A 12,353-nucleotide genomic window follows, 5' to 3' on the forward strand; every position below is an offset into this window, starting at 1 on the left:
CTACTGTACTTTTAGCTTGGGCGGCAATTATATCTGAGGGGTGAAAATAGGGGGAATTCCAAAAGTCGTAGGTGGCACTCGCTGCGGCTAGATTTCCCGAAGCTTGTGGCACACTTGTACTAGGTTGACTGGCCAAGTTTTCTACGATACTGATTAACCTTTTCTTCAGCAATTCTCATTTTGAAACGATTTTGCGTTGTTTCAGCGATCTAGAGATTCGTTAAGAATTATTAACCCCTCTAGGTGCAAGGGTTTTAATGTCATGAAACCTTAAAATGAGAATTGCTGCCTTTTCTTTCTTCTGGTGTCCCCTAGGTCTGCATATTGTAATTCTTGGGCTGCCCATTTCTCCATTTTTTTGCTTACCTCCACCTTAATTCCTTCTTTCAAAACTATACCTATCAATCGTTTCCCCTTTTTTTAAGTTTCTTCTCTTTTTGTTAAGAAAGATCTGACTAATGGATAGGGCAAAATCTATCTTCAATTTAATTATAACTACTTACTTAATCGCTAAAATAACGGCTCTTCTGGTTTCTGTGTGGAAACGAGGTCTATACTGATAGTTTATTTAACAAAATAGTCCTAAAAGTCTTTCCCAGTAAACATTTCACGATTTCATAAGCAAAAATTATCACACAAAGTCGAGAAGAGCCAAATAACTGACAATCGATCAAGTCTGAGCATCTCCCCCTGGTCAGGGTGCTATAGCTGACAATGAGTCGCTATAATAGAATTCGCCGATCGCTAACTTCTCCCTCGGTAAAATTTCTATGACTGGAAGACTGAACAAGCTACAACAAGATTTAAAGAACATAGAAACGGAAGTGGCAAATTTAGCCGAAAGAATGCGGGAAAAATACCGAATTTATCTTGATTTACTCGGTGAATCTCTCTATAAACAGGCGATCGGAGCAGTGTATTATATCTGTACCCGTTACTATGGGGGGGAATTTCTGGCTCTCTCCCACAGCAATCGTCAGAAACTACAAGAGGAGATCAAAGCTCTAGGACAAGAGGCTAAAGCCAGTTTACAGCAATTGGGCGAGCAGAGCTTCGATCGAGGGACATTTTCAGGGGGAGGATTCTCTAAAAGTCCAGCAGAGACGAAAAATACCCCAGATTTCTTAAAACTTTTTCTAAACAAACCGGAAAATATAGCCGCAACTGGAGAGATTAATAACCCCGATATCTTACTTTATTGTTGTCGAGTGCTGGAAAAAAACTGTATCGAGATTCTCAATCATCTCTCTAAACAAATTAATCAGCAACTACAAAAAGCTTATATTCTTCCCCCTTATCTACCCAGTCAAATTATCGATATGGCAATTCAAGCGGGAGAAGAGGGACAATCCCTAGGTGGAGGAAATAATATGTTAAACATTCTAGTGGAAGCTAAAACCCCTGAACCAGAGGAAGAAAAAGATGAAGATGAAGATGATGGGGATGGGGATGATCATGATTTTTCAAGTGGCAAAGTCACTAAAGTAACGGCGATTCATCTACGAATGGCTGAACTTGAATTTGCCGATGCGCGTTTAAGTGTCGAAAGAAATCAAATTCACTCCCTTTGGGAACAATTAAATCGTCTAGGGGAACAATATCATCGTATTCGCAAAGAATATACTATTGCTCAAGCGGAAGCGGCGTGGCGCAGTAGTTGGTATGATTAATCAGTTATAATTAAACAGAGGTAAGCTATTAAGAATTTAAATTGCTTGTTGAGATGAGGCAAGAGGCAATAGTAAAGGGATTTGGGGAGATTTAGCCAATCTAAGGATAGGCGGTTAAAATGTGTCTTAGCTTATTAGGGAAACATAATACTGGGAAATTTGGAATCAAGAGGCAATTATGAAAGGGGAAATACCCGACTGGGTGAGATTACAAAAAGCCTTATCTGTAGAAGCGGAAAAAGGTTATCCCGATCTTCAGGGAAATCAGTACCGTTTTAGCGAGTTTTTGTGTCTTAGTTTCGGGGATAATCCTCCCGTGGGAATTGCCACCAGTGAGAGAAATCGCTGGCGAGAATTAGCCCAAAAATTTGCCCAATATTCCCAATTTAATCCCAGACAAAGACAACAATTAGTCGCCGAAACTCGCAATTTTTTGCAACAATTACGGCAAACTTTAGAAGCAACCCCCACCCCAAAAGAACCAGCTGCGGCGAAAATTATTAATACCACTCCCATCACGGCAAAGGCTAATTCTCCACGGCAAGTCACCCTGGAACAACCCTTGAAATATCTAGCGGAAGTGGGAGAGAGAAAAGCCAGTCTTTTAGAAAGATTAAACCTCCACAAAGTTGAAGATTTATTATATTATTATCCCCGGGATCATGTGGATTACAGTCGTCAAGTTAATATCGCTAATTTAACCGAGGGGGAAACGGTAACTTTAGTGGGGAATGTCAAGCGCTGTAATTGTTTTAATAGCCCCAAAAATACCAAGTTAGCTATCTTTGAATTGCTCTTACAGGATCGTACTGGACAGATAAAATTAAACCGTTTTTATGCGGGAACTCGCTACAATAATCGTGCTTGGCAAGAAGGACAAAAAAAACTCTATCCCGTCGGTTCGGTGGTGGCGGTTAGTGGTTTAGTTAAAGCGGGAAAATATGGGTTAACTTTAGAAAATCCTGAATTTGAATTATTAGACAGTTCTGGGGGAAGTATTGAGTCCTTAAAAATCGGTCGTATCCTGCCGGTTTATCCCCTCACCGATGGAGTACCCGCCGACCTAATTAGAAAGGCTGTAGTCACCGCTTTTGGGGCAGTAGAGGCGATAAAAGACCCCCTACCTTTCGGTCTAAAAAAACAATACGGATTAATCGATTTAAAAACAGCAATTACTAACATTCATTTTCCCAATAATTCCGATATTCTCAGTCAAGCGCGACGGCGATTAGTCTTTGATGAATTCTTCTTTTTACAATTGGGTTTTCTGCGGCGGCGGCAACAGTATCGTCAGACACAGAAAAGTGCTATTTTTAGTGCTAAGGGTCAACTAATTGATCAATTTAATCAGATAATTCCCTTTCAATTAACCAATGCTCAAAAACGAGTTATTGAGGAAATTTTAGAGGATTTAGATTCTAGCACCCCGATGAATCGTCTTGTGCAGGGGGATGTGGGTTCTGGCAAAACAATTGTCGGAGTTTATGCCATTTTAGCGGCTCTACAATCCGGTTATCAAGCAGCATTAATGGCTCCCACGGAAGTTTTAGCAGAACAACATTATCGTAAGTTAGTTAGCTGGTTTAATCTCTTACATTTACCCGTAGAATTATTAACTGGTTCCACAAAAACTGCTAAACGGCGAGAAATTCACGCCCAATTAGAGACAGGAGAATTACCACTTTTAGTGGGAACTCATGCCCTAATTCAAGATGCAGTTAATTTCCGCAAATTGGGGTTAGTTGTTATTGATGAACAGCATCGCTTTGGGGTACAACAAAGGGCAAGATTATTAAGCAAAGGAGAGTCTCCCCACGTTTTAACCATGACAGCAACACCGATTCCCCGTACTTTAGCTTTAACCCTACATGGGGATTTAGATGTGAGTCAAATTGACGAATTACCCCCCGGCAGACAACCGATTCAAACCACCGCTTTAAATGGGAATCAAAGAAGGGCTGCCTATGATTTAATTCGCCGTGAAATTGCCCAAGGCAGACAAGCTTATGTGATTTTTCCCTTGATTGAAGAATCGGAAAAATTAGATGTGAGGGCTGCGGTGGAAGAATATCAAAATTTATCAGAAAAGATTTTTCCCAATTTTAATATCGGTTTACTCCATGGTCGCATGAGTTCCGCCGAAAAAGAGGAAATCTTAACAGCTTTTCGCGATAATATTCTACAAATTATTGTCTCAACTACGGTTATTGAAGTGGGGGTGGATGTTCCCAATGCCACGGTGATGTTAATTGAAAATGCCGAACGTTTTGGCCTTTCACAATTGCATCAATTACGGGGGCGCGTCGGCAGAGGTTCCCATCAATCCTATTGTTTACTTTTAAGTGGCAGTAATAGTGCTAATTCCCGTCAAAGATTGACGGTTTTGGAACAATCCCAAGACGGCTTTTTTATCTCGGAAATGGATATGCGATTTCGCGGTCCAGGGGAAGTTTTAGGACAACGACAATCGGGTTTACCAGATTTTGCTCTCGCTAGTTTAGTCGAGGATCAAGAGGTGTTAGTTTTGGCAAGAGATGCCGCCGAAAAAATTATGTTAGATGATCCCCATTTAATCACTTTGCCCAATTTGAAACAAGCTTTAGAAGCTAAATATCAACGGATGTTAGGAGCGGATATTTTAACTTGATTTAGGGAATTATGAATTATGAATTATGAATTGGTGAGAGGGGAGAGGGGAGAAGCAAATGGGGAGAATACGTCAAAGCTGTCTCCTGTCTCCTGTCTCCTGTCTCCTGTCTCCTGTCTCCTGTCTCCTGTCTCCTGATAACTGATAACTGATTCAATTAACCAAATTTAATCATTTCTCGTCCTGCCATCACGGGTAATTCCCCTTTTAAAATCGGAATCAATGTCTCGCGAATTCTGTCCGCATCGGGGGGACATCCCGGCATAAAAATATCGATGGGAATGACTTGATGGACCGGCAGCACTTGATCTAATAATTCGGGAACGATACCGGGTTCTTCTGGTAGTTGAGGTGTGTTATCTCCTAACTCTAAATAAGCCCTTTTTAGCACGGGATCGGCAGTTCCTAACATATTCCGCATAGCGGGAACATTAGCAGTTACAGCGCAATCACCAAAAGAAACAACGGTTTTGGTATTTTGACGGACTAGATGAATTAGTTCTAAATTATCCTGATTAGCGATCGCTCCTTCCACTAAACAGACATCGACATTTTCCGGATAGGTTTTCAGATCGCAGCCGACGGGACTATACACCACGTCAACTTTTTCGGCTAATTCTAACAGCCATTCGTCCAAATCGAGGAAGGACATATGGCATCCCGAACAACCGGCTAACCAGACAGTAGCGAAGCGAATTTTACTCATAATTTTAATTCCTTGGTTGGTATTGTTGGCTGAGTTACAATTTCGTCAAAAGGATCAAACACAAAGAAATTCTCTTTTAAGCTATTTTTGCCTCCAGGATAAACTCTTGCATTTTTTCCTCAAAGAAAGGAGCTAAATCTAGATTTTTCCAGTCTTTAAGTAGCTCAAAAATAATCGCATCCGATGCAAAATTTCCCGTATAGGAAATAAAAGAAAAAGGACATTTGCCGAAATTGAGCAAACAGCTTAAAATCGTGCAATGGTCTTTTACTCCAAAACCAAGAGAACAGGTTTTATCTCGATCTTTTACTCGCCAATTATCAGCACTTTTGGCATAAATATCTAGGGCAACTAAAGCGGAATCCACCTCTCTAGAATATTTAATTAAGAGCGAATACAAAACCCTAGGCTCTTGACTGACATCAGACAAAATTTCAATTATCCGACAAGGAATACTAGAAAATTGCGCCGTCAAATTGGAGAGAGACTGACACATTTCTAGAGCTTGCAGAAATTGCGATTCGGGTGATGTGGTCATAATTATCTTGTTTGCTGAATTGAATCGGACTAAGGATATTGTTTTTGTGCCAGTAAATGCGCTTGTTGCTGCGAAAAACCTCGATTAATCACTAAGTCAGATTCATAGATTTCATGATTGAGAAACATCCGATCAAGATTATTCCCTTGAGCGCCAGCGAGTCTTCGCCAAGCTGCTACCATTAAACCTTCGGGAAAAAATTGATATCGAGACACTCCCGATCCAAAAGCGTAATCCTTGGCGCGTCGGATATCGATTTCCGAGATTTCGTATTGGGCAGCAATCCCTAGGATATCTTGATTATTACCCATAATCTGATCATAGTCCTCCCTTACCTTGGCGGTTAATTTCTGCTCGTAGATATCTAAATGCGTCCATCGATCACTATCACCCTCCATCGATTAGTTTAACGCGTCCATTGGTGTTCAGTCCTAGCATTAACTAAAAATTCCAACTTCGATCGATCCTCCTCTTTTTCAGAAACGGCGGAACCCTTGCGGAATATTGCCCCGGTTGGACAAGCGGCAACACATTTGCCGCAGGAAGTACAGGCAGAAACGCTGCCCCAAGGCTGATCCATTCCCGCAATAATTTTATCTTTTTCGCCGCGATAGGCCAGATCCCAAACGTGCGCCCCTTCAATTTCATCACAGACTCGCACACAACGGGTACAGAGAACACAACGATTATGATCGATACCAAAAAGATGATGAGAAATATCCACTTCTCGCTTGGGAAAACGGTAGGGAAAACGACTATGATCCATACCCACTTCGATGGCTAAATCTTGCAATTCACAGTTACCATTAGCCACACAAACCGCACAAACGTGATTACCTTCAGCGAATAATAATTCCACTGTCATGCGGCGATATTCTTTCAGTTTTGGGGTATCGGTATGAACCACCATTCCTTCCGCCACTTCCGTTACACAGGCAGGTAATAATTTATTAATACCTTCAATTTCTACCAAACATAAGCGACAGGCAGCCACTTCGGAAACCCCATCGAGATGACAGAGGGCGGGAATTTTTATTCCTACCTGACTAGCGGCTGCGAGAACTCGCGAACCTGCTTCGATCGCTACATCTTTACCATCAATGCTTAAAGTGATTACGGACATAAAAATTATTCTCCTTGAGGATAATATCCCTCTCCTTCCCATAGGCCACAATTTGTGGCCAAGGGTGGGATTTTTACAGAAAGTTTTAACCTAGACAAGCGGCTAAGTCTTTTGCGGGGGTAGTAATTGGCTGCAGGTGATAGGTATCGGCGAGGAATTTCAGGACGTTGGGGGAGATAAATGCCGGTAAAGTTGGTCCCAGACGGATATTTTGCATCCCTAGATGTAGCAGGGTGAGCAGTACAGCGATCGCTTTTTGTTCGTACCAAGAGATAATTAGGGAGAGGGGAATCTCATTGACGCTAACGTTAAAAGCGTTGGCTAATCCTAGGGCGATTTTGATGGCACTATAGGCATCGTTACATTGTCCTACGTCCATTAGCCGGGGTAATCCTTCGATGCTACCTAATTGTTTGTCAAAAAAGCGGAATTTTCCACAGGCAAGGGTTAAAACGATGCAATCTTCGGGAACTTGTTCCACAAATTCGGTGTAGTAATTGCGATCAGGTTTTGCGCCATCGCAGCCGCCAACTAGGAAGAAGTGACGGATTTTACCCTGTTTAAGGGCATTAACCACCGTATCAGCGACACTAAGAACGGTATTGTGGGCAAATCCTACCATTACCTGCCGAGGTTCGCTTATTTCAGTAAATCCGGGCAATGACTGCGCTTTAGCAATCACGCGACTAAAATCGATCGCACCGTCCACTGTTTCTATGCGGTTAATATGGGCATAACCCACAGGTCCGAGGGTAAAAAGTTTACTTTCATAGTTTTCGTGGGGGGGCATGAGACAATTAGTAGTTAAAACTATTGCCCCCGGAAACTTAGCAAATTCTTTAGTTTGATTTTGCCAGGCGGTGCCATAATGACCGTAGAGATGGGGATATTTTTCTTTTAGTTTTGGATAACCGTGGGCAGGTAATAATTCTCCGTGGGTATAGACTGTTATCCCAGTATTGGCAGTTTGTGCCAGTAAAGCTGCCAATTGTTTAATATCATGGCCAGAGACTAAAATGGCTTTACCTAGACGCGGATTTAAGGGAACATTTGTCGGTATGGGATGACCGTAGGTTTCGGTATGACCTTGATCTAATAATTCCATGGCCCGCAGGTTTGCCGCCCCGACTTTTAGACAGATTGCCACCCAATCATTGAGGTTTAAATCCCCCCGATCAATTGCCGCTAAAGTCTCTTGGATAACCTGATAAACTGAGTCATCCTCTTGACCTAATTCCTGAGCGTGGAAAGTATAGGAAGCCAGACCTTTAACTCCGTAGATAGCAGTTAACTTTAGGGAAAAAATATCGAGGTCTTGCACTTTTTCAATTAGTTCTAAGGATACTTCTTGACCTTGGCTAACTAGGCTCTCATTAAAATTAGGCTGATAGTTGGCAAGTGCAGACCAGTCAAGGGATCCCAATTGTGCTTTTAAATTTTCCCGAATCTCTAAACAACGCTGAATATAATCAGTAAAACGCCGTTGATCAAAGTTAACATTGGTCATGGTGGCGAAAAGCGCCTCACAGGTAAAAATATCAGCTTCGCGAGTAGATATCGCCGCTTCTTTAGCTTTTAAAACCACCGATGCTAATCCCCGCAGACAATAAACTAATAAGTCTTGAACGGCGTTGACTTCGGGACTTTTTCCACAGGCTCCCCACTGATGACAACCATTACCACTAGCGGTTTGTTCGCATTGTTCACAAAACATAAGTTTTCTCTCTTTTTTTTCAGTAGATTGACAGATTGTCGCGATTTGTTCTACTAAATTGAATCCCGCTTTTTTGCAAGTTATTTATTAGCCTTCACCCAGCAAGAATTATGGATTTTACCACTGGAAAGCTTGTCTTGACAGCCTCTCGTCTCTGAACTATGTTTTTATTCTCTCACTCTTTTTGCCGGTTGAGTTCTGATTTTAGATTTCCTCAAGAATTACTGATTAAACAATTATTTAGTTGTCTTATTTAAATTAAGTATTTTTGGTGATTTTTATGATATAATAAGCGAAATTTTCGATTTTTAGGCGGTCAATTATACTAAATACCTTGGTATAGGCTACATATCAAGAGAGGGACTCATGCAAGAGGCAAAGGGGAGAATAAATAATCAGTCTTTGATAACCAGATTTAGTATTAAATACTTAGATAAATTGATTCTAACAAGCATTCTTCTAGAGGAATCGGTTGGTTTTGTTGTTGATAGGCTAAAATCATTTCCAAGAGAGCATCTTTGAGCATTTCTCGACATTCTTCTAAGGTTGCTCCTTCGGTAATCACTTCTGGCCATTCTATCAGTTGTCCCATGTAACCAGAGGAAATTTTTGTATATTTAGCAGTATATTGATTGAGCATAGTTATCTCTTTTTTTATTTACTTAACTTAACCGATCATCTCCCCGAATCTGATCAAAATCTTTATCTGTTTTTGCCAGATCCTGATATTTGACATCAAGACTGATGAACGATTTATTTGATTAGTGGTATTCCGATATCTTTGCAGATTTTATTAGCGAGAATATCCCTAATTTCCGTATGTCTTGGAATCGCAGATCTTTTATTTAATTGGGGGTTAAACCACCAAGAATGGCTAGGACTTGCTGAAAAAGTACGGGCGAAGCATTCAGATAGAAAATCTACGGTTTCACCGATAGGTTATTGTCCGAATGCTTCGCCCCTACAGGACGTGATCGATAAACTGTTTGCGTTTCATACAACAATTTTCTCTTCTTGGTAGTTTCCCCTAGTAGCGGCAATTGCTTCCTGTTTATTCAATTCTAATGCTTCGCTAAGAGTAATTTTTAGGCTTTCTAATAACTGGTCATGAGATGCTTCTTGACAGTTAACTCCCGGAATTTCTTCTATCCAACCAATCCACCAATCTCCGTCTGGCTGAATTATAGCTGTGTAGGTATTAGTCATAGAATATCTCCTTAGCTAAAATACAAATATACATTATTATACTCGATTTAGGAAACTCTGAAACCGCTCATCTCCCCGAATCTGCTCAAAATCTTTATCCGTTTTCGCCATATCCTGATATTTGACATCAAGATTGATAGCGCGTTGTAAGTTTTCGATAGCTAATTCCACATTATTTTGTAAGCCATAACAGCAAGCTTTATTGTAGTAAGCATCAGCATCATTTGAATTAATTTTAATAGCTCGATCGAAGGAGGCGATCGCTTCCTCAAATCTGCCTAAATCATCTAACGCACTCCCTCGGTTGTTCCAAGCTTCATGTAAATCGGGTTTAATTTCTAAAGCTCGATCGTAGGATGCGATCGCTTGTTCAAATCTGCCTAAATTACCTAACGCAATCCCTCGGTTGTACCAAGCTTCATGTAAATCGGGTTTAAATTCTAAAGCTCGATCGTAGGATGCGATCGCTTCTGCAAATCTGCCTAAATTATCTAACGCAATCCCTCGGTTGTTCCAAGCTTCATGGTAATCGGGTTTAATTTCTAAAGCTCGATCATAGGATGCGATCGCTTCTTCAAATCTGCCTAAATTACCTAACGCAATCCCTCGGTTGTTCCAAGCTTCATGGTAATCGGGTTTAATTTCTAAAGCTCGATCGTAGGATGCGATCGCTTCTTCAAATCTGCCTAAATTACCTAACGCAATCCCTCGGTTGTTCCAAGCTTCATGGTCATCGGGTTTAATTTCTAAAGCTCGATCGTAGGATGCGATCGCTTGTTCAAATCTGCCTAAATTACCTAACGCAAACCCTCGGTTGTACCAAGCTTCATGCTTATCGGGTTTAATTTCTAAAGCTCGATCGTAGGATGCGATCGCTTGTTCAAATCTGCCTAAATTACCTAACGCAAACCCTCGGTTGTACCAAGCTTCATGCTTATCGGGTTTAATTTCTAAAGCTCGATCGTAGGATGCGATCGCTTCTTCTAATCTGCCTAAATCATCTAACGCAATCCCTCGGTTGTACCAAGCTTCATGGTAATCGGGTTTAATTTCTAAAGCTCGATCATAAGATGCGATCGCTTCTTGGTATTGTTCAAGATAACCAAAAGTAGTGCCTCGATAAAACCAACCGTCTTCCCATTGAGGTGCGAAACTAACTAGACGGTTGAACCCTTTTAAGGCATCTTGATAGCGCTTTAATTCATATAGTTTAAGAGTAAATCCTGCTAGAGAGGGCAACATTTCAAGAGGTTTTTCTTCAAATAACTGCCAAATTAACTGTTTTAGAGGACGCAAATAGTCATTTAATTCTACCTGCTTTCCCTTGGCTTCAATTTGTCCGTCGCGGGGTTCTAAAATGTTTTCTCTGGCAATTAAATCAGCTAAACTTTGCTTGATTTGCCAGCGATACCAGAGTTGTTGCCACATATTTCCCTTGGCGATAAATCTGGCAGTGGGTTCAACAATAAACGGTTCTAAGGAAATATTACACTGGCGCAATAAATCCACCGCAGCATAGATATATTTCGCCAGATTATCCCTTTTAATTGCATCCTGATAACGTTTTTGCCAGTTGCCTCGCAGAGTAGCTTGATAGTTGGCAGGATTGAGGGGTAATTGTCGGTTTTCAAGGCGCAATAAATTTTCTACCACATTGCGAAAGGTAGAATCATTACAGGCAGCAATGCTGCTGTAGTCAGTTTCGGCTTTAATGTTGGTTTGCGGGATAGTATCCTGCAATAATTCGACAATTGCACCGTCTTCCGGCGATGGCAATTTTACCAACTGAAAACGTTCCCACAGTTCTGGGTATTTGTCCCACTGTAACTTATCCCATTCACTCGGTTGTCCCGGTGATTCGGGTTCTTTTTCATCTCTCGCAGTGGCAATCACCCGCACTTCTTCGGGACGAGTACCATGGTTTTCATAAGCTTCCAGAGTTTTTAATAGTCGTTCTTGTAAGGGAATATTAATCGCCGCAAGAGGACTATCTTTTGCTTGGGGATTTTGGTCAATTTGCAAACTACGGCGCATATATGAGTTAAGATCGTCGAGGAAAAATAGTAATTTTCTATCTGTTCCGATCGCCTCTAATTGTTTATTTTCAGGTCGCTCTAACCATTCTCCTAATTTTAATACTAACACCGTCCAGCCTTCATGATTCAAACGTTGCGCTACTTCAGCAGCTTCTCTAGTTTTGCCGATTCCTGTGGGTCCGACAATAATTAACCAGCGATTTTGCTCCAGATTTTGCACAAGTTCGTTAGTAAAGTTTCGGTCAGCCATTCGGTGTTGGTAAATAATATTATGATCCGCTAAAGGAGATTTATCCTTTTCATCCCTTTTGTAGATAATCGGGATTACATTGCTATTGGGGGCAATTTTGGTAAAGGGTAAGGACGGTTCAATGATTCGGACTTGTCGTTTTTGCTGTCGATACCACCAAATGAAACCGATTATTGCCAGAACAACAGTAACTAATGCACCAGAGAGGAGATTGTCAATCCAGTCTTTATTAGTTTGATAGAATTGTATTATAGAATTCCACATAAGCCTATTTTAGATTTGAGATTTTCGATTTGAGATTGCGGAATGTGTGTCTAAAGATTGGTAGAAAATTAATTTGACTTCTTTTCACTGGCGAGAATATTCTTCCTCCTTGCCATGATAAGACAAATTTTAGCTGCTTGTAAGTAAGTGGTTCTAATTAAATTGAAGATAGATTTTGTCCTTGATCCCCCCTTGATCC

General features: G+C 41.0%; 12 protein-coding genes. 2 read left to right on the forward strand and 10 right to left on the reverse strand.

Annotated elements, in window-relative coordinates; all coding sequences use genetic code 11:
• Together IQ224_RS24645 and IQ224_RS24650 are read right to left on the reverse strand one after the other, a co-directional pair.
• The coding region (locus IQ224_RS24645) for a transposase DNA-binding-containing protein (protein WP_305070308.1) at nt 1–172 on the reverse strand (172 nt) is incomplete at its 3' end.
• Between the two features lie 98 nt (nt 173–270).
• Nucleotides 271–405 carry a transposase DNA-binding-containing protein gene (locus tag IQ224_RS24650; protein ID WP_084989863.1) on the reverse strand — a complete coding sequence of 45 codons (135 nt, stop codon included), beginning with the start codon at nt 403–405 and terminating at the stop codon, nt 271–273.
• Between the two features lie 365 nt (nt 406–770).
• Between IQ224_RS24650 and IQ224_RS16550 the strand changes: the two genes are divergently transcribed.
• On the forward strand, nt 771–1,670 hold the full coding sequence (locus IQ224_RS16550; RefSeq protein WP_194033235.1) for a hypothetical protein: 900 nt from the start codon (nt 771–773) through the stop codon (nt 1,668–1,670).
• 178 nt (nt 1,671–1,848) lie between these two features.
• Nucleotides 1,849–4,317 (forward strand): ATP-dependent DNA helicase RecG, encoded by a 2,469-nt coding sequence (gene recG / locus IQ224_RS16555; RefSeq protein ID WP_002740995.1) that lies wholly within the window; start codon nt 1,849–1,851, stop codon nt 4,315–4,317.
• Between the two features lie 157 nt (nt 4,318–4,474).
• Here recG and IQ224_RS16560 read toward each other — a convergent pair whose 3' ends face one another.
• The 8 genes from IQ224_RS16560 to IQ224_RS16595 form a co-directional block, all read right to left on the reverse strand.
• On the reverse strand, nt 4,475–5,023 hold the full coding sequence (locus IQ224_RS16560; RefSeq protein WP_002740992.1) for an oxidoreductase: 549 nt from the start codon (nt 5,021–5,023) through the stop codon (nt 4,475–4,477).
• Nucleotides 5,024–5,099: 76 nt separating this feature from the next.
• Entirely contained in the window at nt 5,100–5,561 is a 462-nt protein-coding gene (locus IQ224_RS16565) for a hypothetical protein (protein ID WP_002740991.1), read from the reverse strand.
• A gap of 29 nt (nt 5,562–5,590) precedes the next feature.
• On the reverse strand, nt 5,591–5,959 hold the full coding sequence (locus tag IQ224_RS16570) for a hypothetical protein (RefSeq protein WP_002740989.1): 369 nt from the start codon (nt 5,957–5,959) through the stop codon (nt 5,591–5,593).
• An 8-nt stretch (nt 5,960–5,967) separates the two neighbouring features.
• Nucleotides 5,968–6,684 carry a bidirectional hydrogenase complex protein HoxU gene (hoxU, locus tag IQ224_RS16575; RefSeq protein WP_002734546.1) on the reverse strand — a complete coding sequence of 239 codons (717 nt, stop codon included), beginning with the start codon at nt 6,682–6,684 and terminating at the stop codon, nt 5,968–5,970.
• 85 nt (nt 6,685–6,769) lie between these two features.
• Complete coding sequence (hcp, locus tag IQ224_RS16580; protein ID WP_194033236.1) at nt 6,770–8,398, reverse strand: hydroxylamine reductase; 1,629 nt, start codon at nt 8,396–8,398, stop codon at nt 6,770–6,772.
• A gap of 421 nt (nt 8,399–8,819) precedes the next feature.
• A complete protein-coding gene (locus tag IQ224_RS16585) occupies nt 8,820–9,038 on the reverse strand; it encodes a type II toxin-antitoxin system HicB family antitoxin (protein WP_002740985.1) in 219 nt (72 codons plus the stop codon).
• A gap of 353 nt (nt 9,039–9,391) precedes the next feature.
• Nucleotides 9,392–9,604, reverse strand: coding sequence for a hypothetical protein (locus IQ224_RS16590; protein WP_002740982.1), 213 nt, complete (start codon nt 9,602–9,604; stop codon nt 9,392–9,394).
• Between the two features lie 36 nt (nt 9,605–9,640).
• The gene (locus IQ224_RS16595) at nt 9,641–12,154 is read right to left on the reverse strand and encodes a tetratricopeptide repeat protein (RefSeq protein ID WP_228036270.1); all 2,514 of its coding nucleotides are present in this window, start codon (nt 12,152–12,154) and stop codon (nt 9,641–9,643) included.
• Nucleotides 12,155–12,353: the final 199 nt, after the last annotated feature.

This window comes from Microcystis sp. LEGE 00066, from assembly GCF_015207925.1.
Lineage (GTDB): Bacteria > Cyanobacteriota > Cyanobacteriia > Cyanobacteriales > Microcystaceae > Microcystis > Microcystis ichthyoblabe_A.